The 24,081-nt window shown below is 72.0% G+C and carries 23 protein-coding genes; 9 read left to right on the top strand and 14 right to left on the bottom strand.

Annotation, left to right across the window (positions count from 1 at the left end):
• Nucleotides 1–217: 217 nt before the first annotated feature.
• Nucleotides 218–1,558 carry a CynX/NimT family MFS transporter gene (locus tag FB563_RS25805; RefSeq protein ID WP_055710234.1) on the bottom strand — a complete coding sequence of 447 codons (1,341 nt, stop codon included), beginning with the start codon at nt 1,556–1,558 and terminating at the stop codon, nt 218–220.
• 81 nt (nt 1,559–1,639) lie between these two features.
• Here FB563_RS25805 and FB563_RS25800 point away from each other — a divergent pair, with 81 nt between their 5' ends.
• On the top strand, nt 1,640–2,332 hold the full coding sequence (locus FB563_RS25800; RefSeq protein ID WP_055710235.1) for a FadR/GntR family transcriptional regulator: 693 nt from the start codon (nt 1,640–1,642) through the stop codon (nt 2,330–2,332).
• On the opposite strand, the gene FB563_RS25795 is transcribed toward FB563_RS25800, so the two are convergent.
• The 3 genes from FB563_RS25795 to fabG form a co-directional block, all read right to left on the bottom strand.
• Entirely contained in the window at nt 2,310–2,660 is a 351-nt protein-coding gene (locus FB563_RS25795; RefSeq protein WP_055710236.1) for a hypothetical protein, read from the bottom strand. The two genes, FB563_RS25800 and FB563_RS25795, sit on opposite strands and share 23 nt — an antisense overlap.
• 155 nt (nt 2,661–2,815) lie before the next feature.
• On the bottom strand, nt 2,816–3,583 hold the full coding sequence (gene fabI / locus FB563_RS25790) for an enoyl-ACP reductase FabI (RefSeq protein ID WP_055710237.1): 768 nt from the start codon (nt 3,581–3,583) through the stop codon (nt 2,816–2,818).
• Between the two features lie 5 nt (nt 3,584–3,588).
• Nucleotides 3,589–4,293 (bottom strand): 3-oxoacyl-[acyl-carrier-protein] reductase, encoded by a 705-nt coding sequence (gene fabG / locus FB563_RS25785; RefSeq protein ID WP_055710238.1) that lies wholly within the window; start codon nt 4,291–4,293, stop codon nt 3,589–3,591.
• Between the two features lie 249 nt (nt 4,294–4,542).
• Between fabG and FB563_RS25780 the strand changes: the two genes are divergently transcribed.
• From FB563_RS25780 to tyrS, 3 genes are all read left to right on the top strand, one after another.
• On the top strand, nt 4,543–6,066 hold the full coding sequence (locus FB563_RS25780; protein WP_055710239.1) for a TldD/PmbA family protein: 1,524 nt from the start codon (nt 4,543–4,545) through the stop codon (nt 6,064–6,066).
• Nucleotides 6,063–7,457, top strand: coding sequence for a TldD/PmbA family protein (locus FB563_RS25775; protein WP_055710240.1), 1,395 nt, complete (start codon nt 6,063–6,065; stop codon nt 7,455–7,457). Before FB563_RS25780 ends, FB563_RS25775 begins: the two co-directional genes overlap by 4 nt.
• A gap of 77 nt (nt 7,458–7,534) precedes the next feature.
• Nucleotides 7,535–8,803 carry a tyrosine--tRNA ligase gene (gene tyrS, locus FB563_RS25770; protein ID WP_055710241.1) on the top strand — a complete coding sequence of 423 codons (1,269 nt, stop codon included), beginning with the start codon at nt 7,535–7,537 and terminating at the stop codon, nt 8,801–8,803.
• A 60-nt stretch (nt 8,804–8,863) separates the two neighbouring features.
• On the opposite strand, the gene FB563_RS25765 is transcribed toward tyrS, so the two are convergent.
• Nucleotides 8,864–9,151 (bottom strand): GlsB/YeaQ/YmgE family stress response membrane protein, encoded by a 288-nt coding sequence (locus FB563_RS25765; RefSeq protein WP_055710242.1) that lies wholly within the window; start codon nt 9,149–9,151, stop codon nt 8,864–8,866.
• A gap of 201 nt (nt 9,152–9,352) precedes the next feature.
• On the opposite strand from FB563_RS25765, the gene FB563_RS25760 reads away from it, so the two are divergent.
• Nucleotides 9,353–9,742, top strand: coding sequence for a DUF3099 domain-containing protein (locus tag FB563_RS25760; protein WP_055710249.1), 390 nt, complete (start codon nt 9,353–9,355; stop codon nt 9,740–9,742).
• Nucleotides 9,743–9,968: 226 nt separating this feature from the next.
• On the top strand, nt 9,969–10,187 hold the full coding sequence (locus FB563_RS25755; RefSeq protein ID WP_055710243.1) for a hypothetical protein: 219 nt from the start codon (nt 9,969–9,971) through the stop codon (nt 10,185–10,187).
• Here FB563_RS25755 and moaA read toward each other — a convergent pair.
• From moaA to FB563_RS25740, 3 genes are all read right to left on the bottom strand, one after another.
• Nucleotides 10,184–11,173 (bottom strand): GTP 3',8-cyclase MoaA, encoded by a 990-nt coding sequence (gene moaA / locus FB563_RS25750; RefSeq protein ID WP_055710244.1) that lies wholly within the window; start codon nt 11,171–11,173, stop codon nt 10,184–10,186. The genes FB563_RS25755 and moaA overlap by 4 nt on opposite strands.
• A gap of 157 nt (nt 11,174–11,330) precedes the next feature.
• Complete coding sequence (locus FB563_RS25745; RefSeq protein WP_055710245.1) at nt 11,331–12,950, bottom strand: solute symporter family protein; 1,620 nt, start codon at nt 12,948–12,950, stop codon at nt 11,331–11,333.
• Nucleotides 12,947–13,303 (bottom strand): DUF485 domain-containing protein, encoded by a 357-nt coding sequence (locus FB563_RS25740; protein ID WP_055710246.1) that lies wholly within the window; start codon nt 13,301–13,303, stop codon nt 12,947–12,949. The genes FB563_RS25745 and FB563_RS25740 overlap by 4 nt, the downstream gene beginning before the upstream one ends.
• A gap of 261 nt (nt 13,304–13,564) precedes the next feature.
• On the opposite strand from FB563_RS25740, the gene FB563_RS25735 reads away from it, so the two are divergent.
• The 3 genes from FB563_RS25735 (at nt 13,565) to FB563_RS25725 (ending at nt 17,680) form a co-directional block, all read left to right on the top strand.
• A complete protein-coding gene (locus FB563_RS25735; RefSeq protein ID WP_055710247.1) occupies nt 13,565–15,091 on the top strand; it encodes a S8 family peptidase in 1,527 nt (508 codons plus the stop codon).
• Between the two features lie 98 nt (nt 15,092–15,189).
• Nucleotides 15,190–16,569 (top strand): CoA transferase, encoded by a 1,380-nt coding sequence (locus FB563_RS25730; protein ID WP_055710248.1) that lies wholly within the window; start codon nt 15,190–15,192, stop codon nt 16,567–16,569.
• A gap of 100 nt (nt 16,570–16,669) precedes the next feature.
• Nucleotides 16,670–17,680, top strand: a complete 1,011-nt coding sequence (locus tag FB563_RS25725) for a CopD family protein (RefSeq protein ID WP_142218922.1) — start codon at nt 16,670–16,672, stop codon at nt 17,678–17,680.
• Nucleotides 17,681–17,684: 4 nt separating this feature from the next.
• Here the strand turns inward: FB563_RS25725 and FB563_RS25720 are convergent, their stop codons facing one another.
• The 6 genes from FB563_RS25720 to FB563_RS25695 form a co-directional block, all read right to left on the bottom strand.
• A complete protein-coding gene (locus FB563_RS25720) occupies nt 17,685–18,734 on the bottom strand; it encodes a zinc-dependent alcohol dehydrogenase family protein (protein ID WP_142218921.1) in 1,050 nt (349 codons plus the stop codon).
• A 264-nt stretch (nt 18,735–18,998) separates the two neighbouring features.
• Entirely contained in the window at nt 18,999–19,709 is a 711-nt protein-coding gene (locus FB563_RS25715) for a VIT1/CCC1 transporter family protein (protein ID WP_055707829.1), read from the bottom strand.
• A 55-nt stretch (nt 19,710–19,764) separates the two neighbouring features.
• Nucleotides 19,765–20,991, bottom strand: a complete 1,227-nt coding sequence (locus FB563_RS25710) for an amidohydrolase family protein (RefSeq protein WP_055707828.1) — start codon at nt 20,989–20,991, stop codon at nt 19,765–19,767.
• Nucleotides 20,988–22,274, bottom strand: coding sequence for an amidohydrolase family protein (locus FB563_RS25705; RefSeq protein ID WP_055707827.1), 1,287 nt, complete (start codon nt 22,272–22,274; stop codon nt 20,988–20,990). Before FB563_RS25705 ends, FB563_RS25710 begins: the two co-directional genes overlap by 4 nt.
• Before the next feature lie 17 nt (nt 22,275–22,291).
• Nucleotides 22,292–23,176 (bottom strand): SDR family NAD(P)-dependent oxidoreductase, encoded by an 885-nt coding sequence (locus tag FB563_RS25700; RefSeq protein ID WP_055707826.1) that lies wholly within the window; start codon nt 23,174–23,176, stop codon nt 22,292–22,294.
• Nucleotides 23,176–23,994 carry an acetoacetate decarboxylase family protein gene (locus FB563_RS25695; RefSeq protein ID WP_055707825.1) on the bottom strand — a complete coding sequence of 273 codons (819 nt, stop codon included), beginning with the start codon at nt 23,992–23,994 and terminating at the stop codon, nt 23,176–23,178. Before FB563_RS25695 ends, FB563_RS25700 begins: the two co-directional genes overlap by 1 nt.
• Nucleotides 23,995–24,081: the final 87 nt, after the last annotated feature.

The following is a 24,081-nucleotide window of genomic DNA, read 5'->3' as shown; positions in this document are numbered from 1 at the left end:
GCACTGGCGCCCCCTCGGTCCAAGAAGCCGGCCGAACCGTGCAGTACGGCCCCGCGTGCGACGGCCGGCCGTCCCGCCGGGCGCGTGCCGGCCTCTGTCCCCAGGTCCCATCAGCTGCGGTCTCCCCACAGCCCCGCAGGGCGTCCGGGCTTCCCCACCGCCCTCCGGGGCACGGAAAGTGCCTCCTAACCGCCCTCCGGGGCATGGAAAGTGCCTCCTAGCGCGTCGCCTCGTCCTCCACCGTGCGGTCGCGGCCCGCCAGGAAGCCCACCGCCATCTGCGGCAGCATCAGGCCCGTCATGAGGGCGATCGGCAGGCCCCAGCCGCCGCTCTGCTGGTAGAGCACGCCGACCAGCAGCGGGCCGGGGATGGAGATCAGATAGCCGGTGCTCTGCGCGAACGCGGACAGCTGGGCGACGCCCGGCCCGCTGCGGGCTCGCATGCCGACCATGGTCAGGGCCAGCGGGAAGGCGCAGTTGGAGACGCCTAGCAGTACCGCCCAGGCCCAGGCGCCGACGGCCGGGGCGAGGTACAGCCCGGCGTATCCGGCGAGCCCGCACATGCCCAGGACCAGCACGATCGGCCCCTGATGGGGCAGCCGGGTGGCGACCCGCGGGATGACGAAGGCCAGCGGGACACCCATGACCATGGTGACGGCGAGCAGCACGCCCGCGGTGCCGGCCGGGACGCCCGCGTCGCGGAAGATCTGCGGCATCCAGCCCATGGTGATGTAGGCGGCGGTGGCCTGGAGGCCGAAGAAGACGGCGAGCGCCCAGGCGGTGCGGCTGCGGGCGATGCGCAGTGGCTGTTCTGCGACGCGCTGTTCCCCGGCGTGCGGTTCCTCCGCCGCGCGCTGCTGCCCCGGCTGTGCGGGTGTGGTGCCGGCGCCGCGCTCCTTGAGCAGCGGCAGCCAGGGCAGGACGGCGGCGCCCGCGAGCGCGGCCCACACGGCGAGGCCGGACCGCCAGCTGCCGCCGAGGGCGTCGGTCAGGGGAACGGTCACCGCTGCGGCGGCGGAGGTGCCGAGGGCGAGGGCCATGGAGTACAGGCCGGTCATGGAGCCGACCCGGTCGGGGAACCAGCGCTTGACGATGACCGGCATGAGCACGTTGCTGACGGCGATGCCCATCAGGGCGAGCGCGCTGGCGGCCAGGAAGCCGGCGGTGTTGCCGAGATACGGCCGTATCAGCAGGCCGGCGGTGATGGCGACCATGCCGGCGCACACCACGGCGGCCGGACCGAAGCGGCGGGCCAGCCGGGGCGCGGTGATGCCGAAGACCGCGAAGCAGAGCGGGGGCACGGAGGTGAGCAGGCCGGCCACGCTGCCGCTCATGCCGAGCCCGTCGCGGACCTCCTCCAGGAGCGCGCCGAGGCTCGTGATGGCCGGACGGAGGTTCAGCGCGGACAGGACGATGCCGACGACCACCAGGCGGGTCGCCCACGCGCGCGTGCGGCCCGCGCCGGTGTTCGTCTCGGGGGTGCTCGTCGGGGCGGCCGTACCGCGTTCGGTCGGTGATGTCGCCGTACGGGTCTGAGCTGTCCTGGTTTCACGTGCCATGAGGCCATCATAGAATCATGGGATGATTGGTTGTCCATCCCCGTGGCGTCTCCGCCCGGGCCTCGCGTGCGAAGGTGTGCCATGCCCCTGAGCCACCCGCGCCGTTCGGCGCTGTCCGAGCAGGTCATCGCCGAACTGCGCAACCAGATCACCTCCGGCGAGTGGCCGGTCGGCTCGCGCATCCCGACCGAGCCGGAGCTGGTCGAGCAGCTCGGCGTGGCCCGCAACACGGTCCGCGAGGCCGTACGCGCGCTCGCCCACAACGGACTGCTGGACATCCGGCAGGGCTCCGGCACCTATGTGGTCGCGACGAGCGAGCTGGCCGGTGTGATGCACCGCCGGTTCGCCGACGCCGATCCCCGGCACATCGCCGAGCTGCGCGCCGCGCTGGAGTCGGCCGCGGCGAAGCTGGCCGCCGAGCGGCGCACCGAGAAGGACCTCAAGCAGCTGGACGCGCTGCTGGACCGGCGCGAGGTCGCCTGGGAGACCGGCGAGGCGGAGGCCTTCGTGGCCGCCGACGCCACCTTCCACCTGGCCGTCGTGGCCGCCTCGCACAACGACGTCATCACCGCGATGTACGCCGATCTGGGCGAGGTGCTGCGGGACTGGCTGCGCGCGGACGTGGGAGCGAAGCTGACTCCGGAGACGTACATGGACCACACGCGCCTGCTGGACGCGATCCGCGCCGGGGACGCGGAGGCGGCGGCCGCCGAGGCCGCGAGCTATCCGTTCCTGTGCCGGCCGGGCCGGTTCAGCGCACCTTCTGGTGGCTGATCCAGACCGAGCGGACTTCCTTCCAGCACCGGCCGTTGAGCCGTACGGTCATGGCCGGAAGGGTGTCCACCGGTGCGCTGTCGGTGGCGATGTCCCACCAGCGGGCGCACTTGATGTGCAGCCGTACGCGATCGGTGTCGACATAGGGATTGTGGCAGTAGGCCACCACATGGGAGCTGTGGACGGTCGTACGGCAGGCGGCCCCGAAGAGGCTCGGCGCGGGAGGCTTTCCGTCGTGCACACGCGCGTAGGGCATCGCGTCGTACGGCAGGGAGAGCACGAGGGCCACGGCCACGGTCACCGGGGCCAGGCTTCTGGACAGGCGCACAAGGGGACCTCCTCGGCAGGGCTGGGGAGGGACGCGCGAGGTGAACGCTCAGTCCAGGGTGCGCCGCCCGGGCCGGGTGCCGCCCGGCAGGTGGGCCGAACGGGTGACGCCCCGCTCCCCGCGCGCTGCGGGAAGCGGGGCGTCACCTGCGAGGTTCAGGCGCCGATCGCGTGCAGACCGCCGTCGACGTGGATGATCTCACCGGTGGTCTTCGGGAACCAGTCGCTCAGCAGGGCGACGACGCCGCGGCCGGCCGGCTCCGGGTCCTTCAGGTCCCACTCCAGCGGGGAGCGGCTGTCCCACACGGCGGCCAGTTCGCTGAAGCCCGGGATGGACTTGGCGGCCATGGAGCCGAGCGGGCCCGCGGAGATCAGGTTGCAGCGGATGTTCTGCTTCCCGAGGTCGCGCGCCATGTACCGGTTGGTGGCCTCCAGGGCGGCCTTGGCCGGGCCCATCCAGTCGTACTGCGGCCAGGCGAACTGCGCGTCGAAGGTGAGGCCGACGACCGAGCCGCCGTTCTGCATCAGCGGCAGGCAGGCCATGGTCAGCGACTTCAGGGAGTACGCCGAGACGTGCATGGCGGTGGCCACCGACTCGAACGGGGTGTTCAGGAAGTTGCCGCCGAGCGCGTCCTGCGGCGCGAAGCCGATGGAGTGCACGACGCCGTCGAGGCCGCCCAGCTCCTCGCCGACGATGTCGGCCAGCCGGCCCAGGTGCTCGTCGTTGGTGACGTCCAGCTCGATGACCTTGGTGGGCTTCGGCAGCTTCTTGGCGATGCGCTCGGTCAGGGTGGGCCGCGGGAACGCGGTCAGGATGACCTCGGCACCCTGCTCCTGGGCCAGCTTGGCGGCGTGGAAGGCGATGGAGGCCTCCGTCAGCACACCGGTGATCAGGACGCGCTTGCCCTCGAGAATTCCGCTCATGGTGATCAGTGACCCATTCCCAGTCCGCCGTCAACGGGAATGACGGCTCCAGTGATGTACGAGGCGTCGTCCGAGGCGAGGAACCGCACCGTCGCGGCGATCTCCTCCGGCTGCGCGTAACGGCCGAGCGGCACCTGCGAGACGATGTTCTGGCGCTGCTCGTCGGTGAGCACCTTGGTCATGTCGGTGTCGACGAAACCGGGCGCGACGACGTTGAAGGTGATGTTGCGCGAGCCCAGCTCACGGGCGAGGGAGCGCGCGAAGCCGACCAGGGCGGCCTTGGAGGCGGCGTAGTTCGCCTGGCCCGCGGAGCCGAGCAGGCCGACCACGGACGAGATCAGGATGACGCGGCCCTTCTTGGCGCGGAGCATGCCGCGGTTGGCGCGCTTGACGACACGGAAGGTGCCGGTGAGGTTGGTGTCGATGACCGAGGTGAAGTCCTCCTCGGTCATGCGCAGCAGGAGCTGGTCCTTGGTCACACCGGCGTTGGCGATCAGTATCTCGACCGGACCGTGCTGCTCCTCGATCTCCTTGTAGGCCTGCTCCACCTGCTCCGGGTCGGTGATGTCGCACTTGACCGCCAGGAAGCCGGCCGGCGGCTCACCCGAGCGGTATGTGATCGCGACCTTGTCGCCGGCGTCGGCGAACGCGCGGGCGATGGCGAGGCCGATGCCCCGGTTTCCTCCGGTGACGAGAACCGAGCGGCTCAACGGATCACCCTTTCGATAGCGGTCTGCAGATGTCGGACAACCCGCCCGGACACCTGGATGACAGGCGGCTTCATCGAAAACCTATCGGTACGGCCGGGCCCGTGGGCATTCGGGCACCGACAGTGGCGGGCGGGAGTCACTGTCGGGTCCCTACAGAACCACCCCGGTCCGGGCTCGAAACGTGTGGTCCGACGGGCCGCTCCCACGACATGATCGGAGCCGACAGGCCACGACAGCAGGGAGACCTCCGTGCCTCATTCCATCGATGAAGCCTTCACGGCGCTTCCGCTACGGTCCCTCGCCGACGCCGCGCTGGCACGCGCGCGTGCGCTCGGGGCGGAGCACGCGGACTTCCGGTTCGAGCGGGTGCGCAGCGCGTCCTGGCGGCTGCGCGACGCCAGGCCCGCCGGATCGTCGGACACCACCGACCTCGGGTACGCGGTGCGGGTCGTGCACGGCGGCTCGTGGGGCTTCGCCTCCGGGGTGGACCTGACCATGGACGCGGCAGCCAGGGTGGCTTCACAGGCGGTGGCCATGGCCAAGCTGTCCGCGCAGGTCATCAGGGCCGCGGGCGCCGACGAGCGGGTGGAGCTGGCCGACGAGCCGGTGCACGCCGACAGGACGTGGGTCTCGTCGTACGAGATCGACCCCTTCTCGGTGCCCGACGAGGAGAAGGCGGGGCTGCTGGCGGAGTGGAGCGCGCGGCTGCTGGCCGCGAACGGCGTCCAGCACGTGGACGCCTCGCTGCTCACCGTGCACGAGAACAAGTTCTACGCGGACACCGCCGGGACCGTGACCACCCAGCAGCGGGTGCGGCTGCATCCGCAGCTCACCGCGGTGTCGGTGGACGAGTCCAGCGGCGAGTTCGACTCGATGCGCACCCTCGCGCCGCCGGTCGGCCGGGGCTGGGAGTATCTGACCGGCACCGGCTGGGACTGGGACGACGAGCTGGAGCGGATCCCGGAGCTGCTCGCCGAGAAGATGCGGGCGCCGAGCGTGGAGCCGGGCCTGTACGACCTGGTGGTCGACCCGTCCAACCTGTGGCTGACCATCCACGAGTCCATCGGGCACGCGACGGAACTGGACCGCGCGCTCGGCTACGAGGCCGCCTACGCCGGCACCTCCTTCGCCACCTTCGACCAGCTGGGCAAGCTGCGGTACGGCTCCGAGCTGATGAACGTCACCGGGGACCGCACCGCCGAGCACGGCCTCGCGACCATCGGGTACGACGACGAGGGCGTCGAGGCGCAGTCCTGGGACCTGGTGAAGGACGGCACCCTGGTCGGCTACCAGCTGGACCGGCGGATCGCGCGGCTCACCGGGTTCGACCGGTCCAACGGGTGCGCGTACGCCGACTCCCCCGCGCATGTGCCGGTGCAGCGCATGGCCAACGTGTCCCTGCGGCCGGATCCGGCGGGGCTGTCCACCGAGGATCTCATCGGCGGCGTCGACCGGGGCATCTACGTGGTCGGCGACCGGTCCTGGTCGATCGACATGCAGCGCTACAACTTCCAGTTCACCGGACAGCGCTTCTTCAGGATCGAGAACGGGCGGATCACCGGGCAGCTGAAGGACGTGGCCTACCAGGCGAACACGACCGACTTCTGGGGCTCGATGACCGCCGTGGGCGGGCCCCAGACGTACGTCCTGGGCGGCGCCTTCAACTGCGGCAAGGCACAGCCAGGACAGGTGGCCTCCGTGTCGCACGGATGCCCGTCAGCCCTGTTCAGGGCAGTGAACATCCTCAACACCACGCAGGAGGCCGGTCGATGAGCGCCCGTACGAACAAGCCGCACGAGATCGTCGAGCAGGCGCTCGCGCTGTCCCGGGCCGACGGCTGTGTCGTCATCGCCGACGAGCACTCCACGGCGAACCTGCGCTGGGCGGGCAACGCGCTGACCACGAACGGTGTGACGCGCGGCCGTACGCTCACCGTGATCGCGACCGTGGACGGCAAGGAGGGCACCGCCTCGGGTGTCGTGTCGCGGTCGGCGGTCACGGCCGAGGAGCTGGAGCCGCTGGTGCGGGCCGCCGAGACCGCCGCGCGGGGTGCCGGGCCCGCCGAGGACGCGCAGCCGCTGGTCGGCGGTGTGCCGCAGTCGCCCGATTTCACGGACGCGCCCGCCGAGACCTCCTCCGCGGTGTTCGCCGACTTCGCCCCGGCGCTCGGCGAGGCGTTCGCACGCGCGCGTGCGGGCGGCCGTGAGCTGTACGGCTTCGCCAACCACGAGCTGGTGTCGACGTATCTGGGGACGTCCACCGGGCTGCGCCTGAGGCACGACCAGCCCACCGGAACGCTGGAGCTGAACGCCAAGTCGCCCGACCGCACGCGCTCGGCCTGGGCCGGCCGCTCCACGCGGGACTTCAAGGACATCGACCCCGGCACGCTCGACGCGGAGCTGGCCGTACGGCTCGGCTGGGCCGAACGGCGCGTCGAGCTGCCCGCCGGCCGCTACGAGACGCTGCTGCCGCCCTCCGCCGTGGCGGACCTGCTGATCTACCAGCTGTGGTCGGCGTCGGGCCGGGACGCGGCCGAGGGCCGGACGGTGTTCTCCAGGCCGGGCGGCGGCACGCGCGTCGGCGAGAAGCTCGCCGAGCTGCCGCTCAGCCTGCGCAGCGACCCGAACGAGCCCGGCCTGGAGTGCCCGCCCTTCGTGGTCGCCCACTCCTCCGGCGGGGACCAGTCCGTGTTCGACAACGGGCTGCCGACCCACGCGACGGAGTGGATCAGCGTGGGTGTGCTCAAGCACCTGACCACCACCCGGCACAGCGCGGGCCTGACCGGGCTGCCCGTCGCCCCGGTGCTCGGGAACCTGATCCTCGACGGCGGCGACGACCGCTCCCTGGAGGAGATGGTCGCCGGCACCGGGCGCGGGCTGCTGCTGACCTGCCTGTGGTACATCCGCGAGGTCGACCCGGCCACGCTGCTGCTGACGGGCCTGACCCGGGACGGCGTCTACCTCGTGGAGAACGGCGAGGTGACGGGGCAGGTGAACAACTTCCGGTTCAACGAGTCGCCGGTGGACCTGCTGCGGCGAGCCACGGAGGCGGGCCGCACGGAGAAGACGCTCCCGCGCGAGTGGAGCGACTGGTTCACCCGGGCCGCGATGCCCACGCTGCGGATCCCGGATTTCAACATGAGCTCTGTCAGTCAGGGCGTATAACCTCGTAGGCGTTCGTGGTCGGGCCGACCATCCCGGTCGCCCGACTGCCGGAAGACCATCGAGGAGACACGAGAACCGTGACGGACATCGTCGACGAGCTGAAGTGGCGTGGGCTCATCGCCCTCTCCACGGACGAGGACGCACTGCGCAAGGCGTTCGCGGACGGCCCCGTCACGTTCTATTGCGGCTTCGACCCGACCGCGCCCAGCCTGCACCTCGGCAACCTGGTGCAGATCCTCACGATGCGCCGCATCCAGGAGGCCGGGAACCGGCCGCTGGCGCTGGTCGGCGGGGCCACGGGTCTCATCGGCGACCCGAAGCCGACGGCCGAGCGCACGCTGAACGCGCCGGAGGTCGTGGCGGGCTGGGTGGACCGGCTGCGCGCCCAGATCGAGCCGCTGCTGCACTTCGACGGGCCCCACGCCGCCGTCATGGTCAACAACCTGGACTGGACCCAGGGCCTGTCGGCCATCGAGTTCCTGCGGGACATCGGCAAGCACTTCCGCGTCAACAAGATGATCGCCAAGGAAGCCGTCTCCCGGCGGCTGAACTCCGACGCGGGCATCAGCTACACCGAGTTCAGCTACCAGATCCTGCAGGGCATGGACTTCCTGCAGCTGTACCGGCGACACGGCTGCACCCTGCAGACCGGCGGCAGCGACCAGTGGGGCAACCTCACGTCGGGCACGGACCTGATCCACCGGGTCGAGCCGCACGCCGTGGTGCACGCGCTCGGCACCCCGCTGATCACCAAGGCGGACGGGACCAAGTTCGGCAAGACCGAGTCCGGCACGGTGTGGCTCGACCCCGAGATGACGACGCCGTACGCCTTCTACCAGTTCTGGGTCAACGCGGACGACCGTGACGTCTCGAAGTTCCTGCGCATCTTCAGCTTCCGCTCCCGCGAGGAGATCGAGGAGCTGGAGCGGCAGACTGAGGAGCGGCCCCAGGCCCGGGCCGCGCAGCGCGCGCTCGCCGAGGAGCTGACGACGCTGGTGCACGGCGCCGACCAGACGGCCGCGGTGATCGCCGCGAGCCGTGCCCTGTTCGGGCAGGGCGAGCTGGCGGACCTGGACGGTCGGACGCTGGCGGCGGCGCTGTCGGAGGTGCCGCACATCCAGGTCACGGAGCTGGGTCCGGTGGTGGACCTGTTCGCCGAGGTCGGGCTCGTCGCCAGCAAGTCCGCTGCCCGGCGGACGGTGAAGGAGGGCGGGGCCTACGTGAACAACGTGAAGGTCGTCGCCGAGGACGCGGTGCCCTCGTCCGAGGATCTGCTGGACGGGCGGTGGCTGGTGCTGCGGCGGGGGAAGAAGAACCTGGCCGCGGTGGAGCTCGTGGGCGCCTGAGCGCCGTAGGGGCGTGGGTGGACCCGCGCCCCTACAGGGGCGCTTCACCCCGGCTTGCTTTCAAACTCCCACTCTCTCCTGCTTCCTCTTGCCCAGCGTCGCCATGTAAAGAGCGTCCACGGCCGCGACGATGATGATCGCGGCCACCAGCTGGAAGATGTGGCGGCTCCAGTCGATGCCCCGGGTCGAGGCGACGCCCACGGCGCGGGCGACCGCGTTGCCGACGATGGCGCCGAGCATGCCGCAGATGGTGGTCAGCCAGAGGGGGCTGTGCTGCTTGCCCGGGATGACCGCCTTGGCGATCACGCCGAGCACGAATCCCACGATGATCGCCCACAACCAGCCCATGCTGCCTCCTCGTACGGCCTCGACGTGAGCATTACGGCCAGTGTGGGTCGGTGGGCCGTACGGCGCATGTCGGGTTCCCCCGTACGCGGCAGGGCCGAGGCGTTGCCGCAGGCAGCGGGCGACCCGGTCTCGTGGGCCGCGCAGCCGCGGCGTAACGTAAGGAGGTCGGGCAGAGCCGATGCGGGCGGATGGTGGAATGTGATGCGGAAACAGCACGGCGGCAGCGGCCAGGTGTTCCGGATCACCGGAGCCCGGACGGGACTCGCCGAGGACGTGCGCGGCCGGCAGCGGCGGTACGTCATCTCGATGACGATCCGCACGGTGTCGGTGATCCTCGCGGTCTCCCTGTGGAACGTCGAGCGGTACGTCGCCACCGTGGCGCTCGTCGCCGGAGCGCTCCTGCCCTATATCGCCGTGGTGATCGCGAACGCCGGCCGGGAGCGGCCGCCGTCCCTTCCCTCGACGTTCATCACCGCGCCGATGCGGCCGATGATCACGCCGCGGGCGGAGGAGGCACAGGCGGAATCCGTACCGGAGGACGCGGCGGCTCAGCCTACGGGCGCGCATGGGGAGCGGACCGACCCCGCATGACCACCACGGGTACGCAGGAAGCGGAACGCCGCCGCCCGTCAAGCTCAAGAAAAGCTCAGATCAATCGTGTAGTTCCAGTGCCGGGCGGCGGGGTAACCGTGACATACTGCGTACGCGCTCCGCATCCCCCGTCGGAGCGACGGACCGACGCCGGGCAGCTCCCCCCGTGGCTGCTCGGCGTCGCCTTGTTCGGGCCCCTTCTGTACGACGAACCCGAGACGAACCTGTGAGTGACGAGACCCCCATCTGCTCCGCCAAGGGCTGCCGTGCCGACGCCGTGTGGGTGCTGGCGTGGAACAACCCGAAGATCCACACGCCGGAGCGGCGCAAGACGTGGCTGGCCTGCGAGGAGCATCGCGAGCATCTCTCGCAGTTCCTCGGGGTGCGGGGTTTCCTGAAGGACGTCGTGAAGTTCACCGACTGGCAGGACCCCGAAGGGGCCTAGCCGCCGATCGCCGACATCGGCCGGTCCGGCTGCACGAACGACGGGTCGTCCAGGCCCGCCCCCGCCTTCTTCCCCCAAATCGCCAGCTTCCAGATGCGGGCGATCTCCTCGTCGGCGGCGCCGCTGCGGAGGGCTGCGCGCAGGTCCGTCTCCTCCGTCGCGAAGAGACAGGTGCGTATCTGGCCGTCGGCCGTGAGACGGGTGCGGTCGCAGGCCGCGCAGAACGGGCGGGTGACCGAGGCGATGACGCCGACCCGGTGCGGGCCGCCGTTCACCAGCCAGCGCTCCGCCGGGGCCGAGCCGCGCGCGTCGGCGCCCTCGGGGGTGAGGTCGAAGCGGGTGCGCAGGGAGGCCAGGATGTCCCCGGCGGTGACCATGCCCTCGCGCTTCCAGCCGTGCTGGGCGTCCAGCGGCATCTGCTCGATGAAGCGCAGTTCGTAGTCGTGCGCCACGGCCCAGGCCAGCAGGTCGGGGGCCTCGTCGGCGTTCAGGCCCGGCATCAGGACCGAGTTGACCTTGACCGGGGTCAGGCCGGCCTCGCGGGCGGCCTCGAGGCCTTCGAGGACGTCCTTGTGGCGGTCGCGGCGGGTCAGGGTCTTGAAGACATCGGGGCGGAGGGTGTCCAGGGAGACGTTGACCCGGTCCAGGCCGGCGGCCTTCAGCGCGGTCGCGGTGCGCCTGAGGCCGATGCCGTTGGTGGTGAGGGACATCTGCGGACGGGGGTCGAGGGCCGCCACGCGCTCGACGATGCCGACCAGGCCGGGGCGCAGCAGGGGCTCGCCGCCGGTGAAGCGGACCTCCTCGATGCCGAGCAGGCGCACGGCGATGTCGACGAGGCGGACGATCTCGTCGTCGGTGAGCAGGTCGGGCTTGGCCAGCCACTGCAGGCCCTCCTCGGGCATGCAGTACGTGCAGCGCAGATTGCAGCGGTCGGTCAGCGAGACCCTCAGGTCGGTGGCCACCCGGCCGTAGGTGTCGATGAGCACGTGGGCCCCCTCCCTCGAATCCCGGAACGATTGTCTACCGTCACCTGCGAGCCTACGTGACCCCACTGACAACGACAGCGGCCCGATCCGACGAGGTACGGCACGGCCGCGTCGTAGGACCTTACAGTCCCGCCACGACGCGGCCGTCGTACGAAGGTCAGTGCGCTCCGGTGCCCGTCAGGGACCGCACCTCCAGTTCGGCGTACTTGCCGGCGTCCGGTACCTCCTTGGACAGCAGGGTGCCCACGACACCGAGCAGGAACCCGACCGGGATGGAGATGATGCCGGGGTTCTCCAGCGGGAACCAGTGGAAGTCGGCCTCGGGGAACATCGAGGCCGGGCTGCCGGAGACGACCGGGGAGAAGAGCACCAGGCCGACCGCGGTGACCAGACCGCCGTAGATCGACCACAGGGCGCCGGAAGTGGTGAACCGCTTCCAGAACAGGCTGTACAGGATGGTCGGCAGGTTGGCGGAGGCCGCGACCGCGAAGGCGAGGGCGACCAGGCCGGCCACGTTGAGGTCGCGGGCCAGGGCGCCGAGGACGACCGACACCGCGCCGATGCCGACCGTTGCCCAGCGGGCCGCGCCGACCTCCTGCTTCTCGGTGGCCTGGCCCTTCTTGATGACGTTGGCGTAGATGTCGTGGGCGAAGGAGGACGACGAGGCCAGGGTGAGGCCCGCGACGACGGCCAGGATCGTGGCGAAGGCGACGGCCGAGATGGTGGCGAGCAGGATCGCGCCCCAGTCGGAGTCGACGCCGCCCAGATGCAGCGCCAGGAGGGGTGCCGCGGTGTTGCCCGCCTTGTTGGAGGCGATGATCTCGTCGGGTTTGATCAGCGCGGCGGCGCCGAAGCCGAGGGCGAGGGTCATCAGGTAGAAGGCGCCGATCAGGCCGATCGCCCAGATGACCGACTTACGGGCGGCCTTGGCCGTGGGCACGGTGTAGAAACGGATCAGGATGTGCGGCAGGCCCGCGGTGCCCAGGACCAGGGCGAGGCCGAGCGAGATGAAGTCCAGCTTGGTGGTGCCGGTGGCGCCGTACTTCAGCCCCGGTTCCAGGAACGCCGCGCCCTTGCCGCTGTTGTCGGCGGCCTTGCCGAGCAGGTCGGAGACGTTGAAGTGGAACTTCAGCAGGACCAGGAACGTCAGCAGCAGGGCACCGGCGATCAGCAGGACCGCCTTGACCATCTGGACCCAGGTGGTGCCCTTCATGCCGCCGATGGTGACGTAGACGATCATCAGGACGCCGACCAGGGCGACGATGCCGATCTTGCCGCCGTCGCTGGTGATGCCGAGCAGCAGCGAGACGAGAACACCGGCGCCGGCCATCTGGGCGAGCAGGTAGAAGATCGAGACCACGATCGTGGAGGTGCCGGCGGCCGTGCGCACCGGGCGCTGGCGCAGCCGGTAGGCCAGCACGTCGCCCATGGTGTAGCGGCCGGAGTTGCGCAACGGCTCGGCGACCAGGAGCAGGGCGACGAGCCAGGCGACGAGGAAGCCGATGGAGTACAGGAAGCCGTCGTAGCCGAACAGGGCGATGGCGCCGGCGATGCCGAGGAAGGACGCGGCGGACATGTAGTCGCCGGAGACGGCGAGGCCGTTCTGGAAGCCGGTGAACTGGCGTCCGCCGGCGTAGAAGTCGGCGGCGTCCTTGGTCTGGCGGCCCGCCCAGACGGTGATGACGAGGGTCGCGGCGACGAACACCGCGAACAGGGTGATGATCAGCGGCCGGTGCCGGCTCGCCTCGCCGGCGGCCAGGGTGATCGCAGGGCTCATGCGCCGCCCTCCATCCGGGACTTGATGGCCTCCGCCTTGGGGTCGAGCTCGGCGGCGGCGTGCCGGGCGTACCACCACGCGATGAGGAACGTGGTGAGGAACTGGGCGAGGCCCATGACGAGGGCCACATTGATGTTGCCGGCCACCTTGGTGCCCATGAAGCCGCCCGCGTAGTTGGAGAGCAGCACGTACAGCAGGTACCAGGAGGTGAAGGCGACGGCCAGCGGGAAGGCGAACGATCGGTGGGCGCGGCGCAGTTCACCGAACTCCGCGCTCTGCTGCACCTCGGCGAACTCCTCGGTGGAGGGAAGTGGGGCCCCCGGTGTGGCGGGGGGCGGTGTCTCGGTGGCCACGGAGTCTCCTCGCGTTGCGGATGCGATGACGAAGGGGGAGCTCGATCGTGCTGGCGCTCCCTGCCCAAGGTCCACGGCGCCACGCGAGGACCGGTTCAAGTCCTATGAGTTGTTTCGCAAGCGGTCTTGGCAAGCCATTGCCAAGTCATTGCTGAGAGGTGGGGCCATGGGGTTAGCTTCTGCCTGCACCACGCGTCATGTACCTGCCCGGGCACCATCTGTGTCTCGGGCGGTTTCGTATCCGGATGAAGTGGAGACCCCATGGTTCATCTGCGTTCCAGACGCCGGCTCGCGCTCGCCGTGCCCGTCGTGCTCTCCCTGACCGCCTCGCTCGGCTTCCTGCCGACGGCTGCCACGGCCGCCCCCGCTGCGGCCGGCGCGGTGCGGGCGGCGGACGGACCGAACCTCGCGTACGTGGTCAACACCCGTACGGATCACCGCACGATCGAGTCCGTGCAGCGGGAGATCGTCCGCAACGGCGGCTCGATCGTGGCCAGTTACGACACGATCGGTGTGATCGTCGTCCACTCGGCGCAGGCGGACTTCGCCGCGCGGATGCGCGCGGTGCGCGGGGTGGACTCGGCGGGCGCCACGCGCACGGCGCCGCTGAGTGCCGCGGGGACGACCGACGAGGGCGCGGTGCAGGTCCTGTCGAAGGCGGAGGCCGCGCAGCTCGCCAGGAGCGCCGCGCCGGGCGAGGAGCCGCTCGAGGCGGACCAGTGGGACCTGCGGGCGATCGGCGCCGACCGGGCCGCACGGATCGACCCGGGCAGCCGCAGTGTGACCGTCGGTGTCATCGACACGGGCGTGGACGACACCCACCCGGACATCGCCCCGAACTTCTCCGCCTCGCAGTCGGCGAACTGTGTGAGCGGCAGGGCGGACACGACGTACGGCGCCTGGCGCCCGGCGGACGCAGGCCACTACCACGGCACCCATGTGGCCGGCGAGATAGCCGCGGCTCGCAACGGCATGGGCGTGGCCGGTGTGGCGCCGGGCGTGAAGGTCGCGAGCATCACGGTGGCCCAGCCCGACTCGACGCAGCTGTTCTACCCGGAGAGCGTGGTCTGCGCCTTCGTCTTCGCCGCCGACCACGGCATACAGATCACCAACAACAGCTACTACGTTGATCCGTGGCTGTACAACTGCATGGACGATCCGGATCAACGCGCCATCGTTGACGCGGTCAACAGGGCCCAGCTGTATGCACAGCGCAAGGGCACGCTCAATGTGGCATCCGCGGGCAACTCCAACGACGACCTGGACGCGCACGCGCTCGTGGACGACTCCAGTCCCGACGACTCGACGGCCACGACCCGCACGGTCGACCCTCATGAGTGCTTCGACGTGCCGACCCAGCTGCCCGGTGTGGTGACCGTGAGCGCGGTGGGCGTGAAGGGCGCCAAGTCGTACTACTCCAGCTACGGCCAGGGCGTGATCGACGTGGCGGGGCCGGGCGGCGACAAGTACCAGATCCCGGACACGCCGTCGAAGAACGGCCGCATCCTGTCCACGCTGCCGAACGGCCAGTACGGCTTCCTCCAGGGCACCTCGATGGCCTCCCCGCACGTGGCCGCGGTGGCCGCGCTGCTGAAGTCCGCCCATCCGCACGCCACTCCCGCCCAGCTGCAGGCCCTGCTGAAGGCCGAGGCGGACAACCCGGGCTGCCCGAGCGGTCCTTACGACGGCGACGGCGACGGGGTCGTGGACGCGACGTGCGTCGGCGGCAAGCGCGTCAACGGTTTCTACGGCTTCGGCGTCGTCAACGCGCTGCGCGCCGTCGAGTAGGCCGGTCAAGTCAATGACCGAGTAGGGGCACTCGGCACCCGTCCAGCATCGAGGTTGATTCAATCAATATTGATCAATCAATGATGCATAGTGTAGTCATGACTGCTGACATCGAGGTGGCATGGACCGCACTGGGCGGCGACCCCGCCCTCGTCTCCCGCGTGACGCCGGAAGAGCGCCCCGGCGCTCTTCCGGCGCGGCTTCCCGTACGGCAGCTGGCGCGCGCGTGCGTCGGCGTCTGCGCGCTGGCAGCCGCGGAACTGGCGGCCCGGCGCGCCGGGCTCACCGAGGTGCCCGGCGTCCGGGTCGACGACGGCGCCGTGGCGGCCGCCTTCCACAGTGAACGGAACCTGCTGGTCGACGGGCGCGCACCGGTCTCCTTTGCGCCGCTGTCGCGGTTCTGGCGGACGGCCGACGGCTGGGTGCGCACCCACGCCAACTACCCGCACCACCGAACCCGGTTGCTCGGCGCGCTGGGCCTGCCGGCGGACGCCTCGCCGGAGGCGGTGGCCGGTCTGCTCGCCGAGCGGTCCGCGGTGGAGGTCGAGGAGGCGGTGTGCGGCGCCGGCGGCCTCGCCGTGGCCCTGCGCACCCCGAAGGAGTGGGCGGTCACCGAGCAGGCCGCCGAGGTGACCGCACGCCCGCTGGTCGAGCTCGAGCGCCTCGACTCCGCGCCCGCACGCGTGCTCGCCCCGCTCGATCCCGCCACCACTCCCCTGCTCCCCGCCGCTGGAGTGCGCGTGCTGGACCTGACCCGGGTGCTGGCCGGCCCGGTCGCCACCCGCACCCTCGCCCTGCTCGGCGCGGACGTGCTCCGCGTGGACGCCCCCTGGCTGCCCGAGCTCCCCGACCAGCACGCCGACACGGGCTTTGGGAAGCGGTCGGCGACGCTCGACCTCGCCACCGGCGGCGACACCCTCGAGGAGCTGCTGGCCACGGCCGACGTGGTCGTCACCGGCTACCGGCCGGGCGCCCTCGACCGGTTCGGGCTCTCGCCGAAGGCGCTGTGCGCACGCCGGCCCGGCCTGGTGGTGGCGCAGGTCTCGGCATGGGGCGCGTACGGCCCCTGGGGCGGGCGGCGCGGCTTCGACAGCCTGGTGCAGGTCGCGACGGGCATCGCCGTGACCGAGGGCTCGGGGACGGAGCCCGGCGCGCTGCCGGCGCAGGCACTGGACCACGGCACCGGCTACCTGCTGGCGGCGGCCGTACTGCGGGCGCTGACCGAGCAGTCGTACGACGGGGGCGGCCGACTGGTGCGGCTGGCGCTGGCCCGGACCGCGCACTGGCTGACCGACGGGATCCGGCCGGCCGCGGCCACGGGTGCGCCATACCAGGGCCCGGACACCTGGCTGGCCGAGACGGACAGCCCGCTCGGCCGGCTGCGGCACGCCCTGCCGCCGGTGTCCTTGGCGGGCGGTCCCGCCGACTGGGCGCGGCCTCCGGTGCCGTGGGGGTCGGACGGCGCCCGCTGGCGGTGAGCGCGCGGGCGGCCGGAAATGTACGTATGCAGGGAATGCCGTACTGCCCGTTGTTTTCCGGGACTTGCCCGGTTCTGCGACGACTGGCGAAGATCATGGGGTGAGCTCGATACGACCGACCGGCGAGGCGACCGACGCGGCGGTCCGCCCCCGGCGCTCCGGCACCGGCCGGGCCGTCGCCGTCCTGGCCCTGGGGGTGCTGGGCGCCCTGATCCCCCTGCTCGGCCCGTCGGCGGCGCTGCACGGCACCGGGGAGGCCGCCGCACCGGGGGTGGGCGGCATCGGGCTGCTGCGCGCGGTGCTGTTCGCCGCCCTGAGCGTGCCGCTGGGCGAGCTGTTCGTGCACCGGCTCGCCCGGCGCCTTCCGGGTGCTCCGCCCGAACGGCCGCGCAGCTGGGCTCCGCCCGCCACCACCGCCGGTTTCGTCGCCGCGCTGGCGCTCGCCTCGGTGGTGTCCGCCGGCAATCTGATCCCGCACTCCCCCGGCCAGATCGACGTCGGCGGCCTGTACGGCTCCCGCGACGGCCGGCTGGCCCTGCTGGAGGTCAACGCCTTTCTGCTGGCGGCCCTGTGCGCGTATCTGCGCCGCCCGGCGTCCCAGGTGTGGCCGCTGACCGCGGTGGTGGTCGCGGAGGCGCTGCGCGCCCACCCCACGACCGAGCAGAGCCCGCTGGTGGGCTCGGGCCTGACGCTGGTGCACCTGACGTGCGCGGCGCTGTGGGCCGGTGGCCTCCTGCACGCCCTGCGGCTGATCGGGCGGTGGCACGGCGATCCGGCCGGGGCCGCGCTGCTCGGCCGCTACGCGCGCGTGGCGGCCCTCCTGCTCGCCGCCATCACCGCGACGGGCGTGTGCAGTTCGCTGCGCCGCATGCCGTCGGGCACGATCGTGGACCAGCTGACGGCGACGGCCTACGGACGCACCCTGCTGGCCAAGGTGATCCTGGTCGCCGCCGTCGCCCTGCTCGCCCTGTGGGCGCGGATCCGGCTGCGCCGCGCCCGCGACCCGCTGACCGCGTACGCGCCCGCGCGGGCCGAGGTTATCGCCCTGGGCGCGGTCGTCGCGGTCTCGGGTCTGCTCACCGCACTGCCGCTGCCGATCCGCTGGAGCTAGCTGGTCACCGGTCGCCCGTGACCAGGACCTTGAGGGCGGTGCGCTCGTCCATCGCCTTGTAGCCCCCGGGCACGCCCTCGATGTCCACGGTCATGTCGAACACCGGCGAGGGGTCGATCGTGCCGTCGAGGACGTCGGGGAGGAGGTCCGGGATGTAGGCGCGGACCGGGGCCACGCCGCCGCGCAGGGCGATGTTCCGGTCGAACATGACGCCGAGGTCGAGGCCGGTGCCGCTGCCGTGCGGCACGCCGACGAAGCCGATGGCGCCGCCGTCGCGGGTGATGTTGACGGCCGTCCGCATGGACTGCTCGGTGCCGACGGCCTCGACGACGGCGTGCGCGCCCTGGCCGCGGGTGAGCTCGCGGACGGCCTCGACGGCCGCGTCCCCGCGCTCGGCGACGACGTCGGTGGCGCCGAAGCGGCGCGCGATGTCGGTGCGGACCTCGTGCCGGCCGAGCGCGATGATCCGCTCGGCGCCCAGCCGCTTGGCGGCCAGTACCGCGCACAGGCCGACCGCGCCGTCCCCGACGACGGCGACCGTGGCGCCGGGGCGGGCGCCCGCGCCGAGGGCGGCGTGGTGGCCGGTGCCGAGGACGTCGGAGAGGGTCAGCAGGGCGGACAGCAGGTGGTCGTCGGAGGCCGCGTCCTTGGGGAGCTGGACGAGGGTGCCGTCGGCGAACGGCACGCGCACGGCCTCGCCCTGGCCGCCGTCGTAGCCGACGGAGCCCCAGAAGCCGCCGTGCTCGCAGGACGTCGTCAGGCCCTCGCGGCAGTAGTCGCAGACGCCGTCGGACCACATGAACGGCGCGACCACCAGGTCACCGCGCCGGACCGTGCTCACCTCGGAGCCGGTCTCCTCCACGACACCGAGGAACTCGTGCCCGATGCGCTGGCCCGGCTGCCGGGCCGCCTCGCCCCGGTAGGCCCACAGGTCGCTGCCGCAGATGCAGGCGCGCAGCACCCGCACCACGGCGTCGGTGGGCAGCTGCACCACGGGCTCGGGGACGTCCTCCACGCGCATGTCGTACGGGGCGTGGATGGTGGTGGCGCGCATGGCGAGGGTCCTTCTCGTGCGGATCGGTGCGGGTGCTCAGGGGGTGGTCGAGCGCACCTCACGGTACGCCGTCGCCGGCCGGGCCCGCGCGCCCAGGGCCCCCGGCCCGCGTGTCAGACCCCCGCCGCACCCACGGCCCAAGGCCCGCATGCCAGACCCCCGCCGCACCCAGGACCCCCAGCCCGCATGCCAGACCCCCACCGCACCCACAGCCCCCAGCCCGCACGTCAGACCCCCACCGCACCCACAGCCCCAGCCCGCACGTCAGACCCCCGCCGCGCCCAGCAGACGGCCCGCCGCGTAGGTGACTCCCATCGCCAGCGCCCCGCCCGCCACGTTTCGCAGGACCGCGGGCTTCGGGTCGGCCGCGCCCAGACGGGCGCTGCTCCACCCGGTCAGCACGAGCGCGGCCAGCACGGAGAGCACGGTCACCGGGAGCCGCCAGCCGGCCGGCGGCAGCACGATGGCCAGCAGCGGCAGCAGCGCGCCCACGGTGAACGACAGAAAGCTCGCCCAGGCCGCGTTCCACGGGTTGGTCAGTTCGTCCGGGTCGATGCCGAGCTCCACGCGTGCGTGCGCCTTGAGCGGGTCCCGCGCGGTGAGCTGTTCGGCGGCCTCCCGGGCCACGTCCCGGGACAGCCCGCGTTCCTCCAGCAGCGTGGTCAGCTCCTGCAGCTCGGCCTCCGGCTGCTCCCGCAGTTCCCGTTTCTCCATGGCCAGCGCGGCCCTCTCGGAGTCGCGCTGGGTGGACACGGAGACGTACTCGCCGGCCGCCATGGACATCGACCCGGCGAGCAGGCCGGCCAGTCCGGCGGTGAGCAGGGCGGCCCGGCTCTGGGTCGCGCCGGCCACGCCGACGACGATGCCCGCGGTGGAGACGATGCCGTCGTTCGCGCCGAGCACGGCGGCCCGCAGCCAGTTCAGCCGCGAGCCGAGCGCGCCCCCGTGGGCCTCTTCGTGGGTTGGCTCGGTCACAGGACCGAGGATGGCACCTTCCGGGCCGCCGGACCCGTACGACGCACCTCGTTCCTCACCACACCCGGACCGACGCCCCGCGGGCGAACACCGGGCTGGTCGCGTCCGCCGGAGGGTCCGTCAGGGGCTCGGCCACCTCGGCCACCGTGGGGCCCACCTTCGCCGCGAGGGGGTCGAGGAGCGCGAGGTCGAAGCCGTAGACGCGGGCCGCGTTGCCGCCCAGCATCGCCGCGACCTCCGCGCGCGGCACGCCCGCGTAGGCGAACCGCAGGGCCTCGCGGGTGTAGGGATGGGTGCCCTCGTCGTGCGGGTAGTCGCTGCCCCACATGATCTTGTCGACGCCGATGCGGTCCCGCAGCGGCACCTCGTGCGGGCGCATGAAGCTGGCGCCGACGAAGCAGTTGTCCCGCCACACCTGCGAGGGCGCCGCACCCATGCCGTCGGCCAGTCCGGCACCGAACTTGGCCTCGGCGGTGCCGGCCTTCGTGGCCGCCGCGACCAGGCGGGCGTGGTAGTAGTCCAGCATGCCGAGCACCCCGGGGATCCAGCCGGAGCCCTGTTCGGTCAGGACCAGCCTCAGCTCGGGATGCCGGCGGAAGGCGCCGCCGAACACCAGGTGCCACAGGGCGCGGTGGGAGAACCAGGTCGTCTCCACCATGAACACCGCGCGGGCGGCCGGTTCCTCGCCGAGCGGCGGGGAGGCCGAGCCGGCGTGGTGGTTGACGGGGACGCCGAGCTCCTCGCACGTGGCCCAGATCGGGTCGTACGTCCGCGAGTACAGCTCGGGCAGGCCGGAGCCGGGCGGGGTGCCGGGCAGCATGAGGCCGCCCTTCAGGCCCGCCGAGGCGGCCCACCGGATCTCCTTGACGGCCTCCTCGACGTCCCCGAGCAGGATCTGGAAGACACCCGCCCGGCGGCCCGGCGCGGCGGCGCAGAAGTCCGCGAGCCAGCGGTTGTGGGCGCGCAGGCCCGCCCAGCGCCGCTCGAAGTCCGCAGCGGTCGGCGGCGGGGCCATGAGCGAGCCGGACGGGAAGAACGGCGGGATGGTGTTCGGGAAGATCACCTCCGCGACGATCCCGTCCGCCTCCAGCTCCGCGAGGCGCCGTTCGGAGTTCCAGTTGCGGTCGGCCGAGTCGGCGAGCAGGTCCTCGTAGGGGTTGACGTAGGTGGCGGCCCACACGTCGAAGTCGTCGTGGTAGCGCTTCTCCAGGTACGGCCTGTAGTCCAGGAGATCGGCTCCCGCATGGCAGTCGGCGGAGATCACCGTGTACCGGTCGTTCACCGTGTCACCCCCAGCGCCGGGAAGTCCTGGCCGGTCAGCCAGTGCCGGCCCGTCTCGCGCGAGCGCGCCCAGGACGCCTCCACGGCCGCCTGGTCGGCCGGCTGGCCGAGGTCGGCGGGGGCCGGGCCGATGCGGCGGGCGAGCGGGGTCAGCTTCCCGATGTCGAAGCCGAAGACCTCCGCCGCCGCCAGTCCGAGCATCCGGCGGGTCTCGCTCACCGGGATGTCGTGGAAGGTACGGCGCAGCCACGCGCGCGTGTCCGGCCAGGTGCCCTCGGGGTGCGGGAAGTCGCTGCCCCAGAGGATGTTGTCGACGCCGATCTCGTAGCGCTGGGCCAGCTCACGCCGCTTGGTGTTGGTGGCGCAGACGAAGACCTGCCGGTCCAGGTACTCGTGCGGCGGGCGCTTCAGCTCCTCGAACGGGGAGAGCTTCTTGCCGCCGTGCGCGCCGAGGTAGAGGCGGTCCATGAACCACAGCAGGTTCGGCAGCCACCAGCAGCCGGACTCGGCGACGCCGAAACGCAGCCCAGGGTGGCGTTCGAAGACGCCGGACCAGAGCAGGAACCACAGCGGCCGGGCCGGCCACCAGGTCACCTCGCTCACATAGATGCCGAGGTGGTCGCCGTACTCCTCGCGGGGGGCGGCGCCGGAGTGGGTGAGCACCGGCATGCCGCACTCGGCGGCGGCCGCCCACACGGGGTCGTAACGGCGGTCGTGGTACGGCTCCCTGTCCGCCCACATGGCCGGGATCATCAGGGCGCCGAGGCCGGACTCCCGGGCCCGGTGGATCTCGGCGACGACCTGGTCCACGGGGGCCGTGACGGGCAACAGGGCGACCCCGCAGTGCCGTTCGGGGTGCTCGGAGACGAAGTCCGCGAGCCATCGGTTGTGGGCCCGGGCGCCCGCCATGCCCAGTTCGGGGTCGTGGTCGCCGGACAGGCCGAGGCCCACGCCGAAGGGGGCGGCGGTGCGGCTGTCGACGGCGTCGGCGTCCGGGAAGACGACCTCGGCGGCCACGCCGTCCCCGTCGAGCTCCTTCAGGCGCTGCGCGGTGTCCCAGCCGCCGCGCAGGCCTTCCTCGTTGTCCCGGAACCACCGGTCGGCGAAGGTCTCGTTGCGGATGCCGAGCCGGGTCATCTCCTCGCGGCGCCGGCCCTGGCCCGCGAGGAACTCGTCGAAGTCCCGGTGGAAACGGGACTCCAGGTACGGCCGGTACTCCTCGGTGGGCAGTCCGGCGTGGCAGTCGGAGGAGATGATCAGGTACGGGTCGTCGTATGCGCTCACCAGAGCCTCCTCTCGGTTCAGTCCAGGACGAAGCTTTCGAGGTACGACGGGTTCGTCCGGTCCAGCATCGACCGGGCCCGGGCGCGGATCTGCGCGTCGCTGTGCTCGCTCGCCGGCAGCAGCCAGAAGCGGTCCTCGCGGATGCCGGCCACGACGAGGCCGGCGACCTCCTCGACGGGCGTGAAGCGGACCTCCTTGCCGGCCGCGCGCATCGCCGCCTCCCACTGGTCGAGGCTGCGGTACGGGGTCCTGCGCGGGCGCTGTTTGGCGTAGCGTGCGGGGCGGTTGCGGTGCGACTCCCACAGGCCGGTGCGCAGCATGTGCGGGCCCGGGAAGAGCACCGAGGCGCCCACGCGCGCGTGCTCGGCCTTCAGGTGCGCGTACAGGGACTCCGTCAGGGTGACGACGGCAGCCTTGGTGACCGCGTAGACGGAGGCGGTCGGGAGGGGTGCGATGCCGCCGTCGCCTGAGGATGTATTGACCACATGACCGGGTTGACCCGACTTGATCATCCTGGGTACGAACGCCTGGACGCCATGGAAGACACCCCACACATTGACGGCGAAGGCCCACCGCCAGTCGTTGGGGTCGTGCTCCCACATCCGGCCCTCGGCACCCGAGCCGACGCCCGCGTTGTTGCACAGGACGTGCACGGCGCCATAGGTGTCGTACGCCGCCTCCGCCAGCTCCATGACCTGGGCGCGCTCGCCGACGTCTGCCACGCGCGCGTGCACCTCGGCGCCCTCGGCCCGCAGGTCCGCGGCGGCCTTGTCCAGGGCGGCCTCCTCCACGTCGGCGAGGACCACCTTCAGGCCCTCGGCGGCGAACCGCCGGGCCAGGGCGAGCCCGATCCCGCTCGCCGCCCCGGTGACGACGGCGACCTGCCCGGCTTCGAGGTCCATCAGGCGCTCCCCCCGGACGAGGCGGACTCCGGTGGTCCGTCGAGGATCTGCAGCGGGTCGTCGTAGCGTTGGTGGATGTACGGCAACAGGGCCTGGGCGTCGACCCGTTCGACGACCCGGCCGCTCTGGTCGCTGGTCTTCTCGCCGACGGTGATCTCGCGCAGGCGCAGCACCGGAAGGTCGGCCACGGGGTCGTACGCCGACTCGCGCAGCACGACCTCGCCGGTGACCCGCTCCAGCCTGCGCACGCGCTCGTGACGCACGCAGTGCACCAGGACCGGATCGGCGTCGAAGCCGGAACCGTCCACGGCGGGAAGGAACTTGAAGTAGAAGTCGGTCCTGCGGCTCGGCTCCGGCACCGGCAGCCCGGCGCCGGCCGTGCCATGCACCTCGACGAACGCGATGCCGTGCCGGCTCATCGACGCGCGCACGGCGGAACCGTCGCGCTCGACCGTCACCTCGCCGAGCTTCTTGGGCTCGCCGAAGACCTCGCGCCCGCCGGTCAGGGCGCGCTCCTGGGTCATCGGCATGACCAGCGGGTACCAGCCGTCCACCGTGCCGTGCGCGGCGGCGACCGCGACGGAGCCCGCGCCGAGCGGGTACCCGGGCAGGTCGACCTCGCTGATGTTCACCCGGACGAGCGGGCTGCCGGTGGGTTTCAGCGGTGGGGGCAGGACCGCGGCGAGCGCGTCCGGGTCGGTCTCCCAGACGGCCACCACACCGGTGGACCAGATATCGGGAAGCCGCGCGCTCGCGGTGCGCGTCGCGGCGATCTCCCGCCCGGTCCGTGCGCCGTACCGTACGCGTGCGCGTGCCATGGGCCGTACCGCCCTTCTTCCGACGGAAGCTTCTGACGGATCGTCACCTGTAACACAGTTACAGCAGACTCCGCGCCGGGTAAAGAC

Origin of the sequence: Streptomyces puniciscabiei, assembly GCF_006715785.1 — a bacterium.
GTDB classification, from domain to species: Bacteria; Actinomycetota; Actinomycetes; order Streptomycetales; family Streptomycetaceae; genus Streptomyces; species Streptomyces puniciscabiei.
This window is presented reverse-complemented; position numbering and strand designations above follow the sequence as displayed.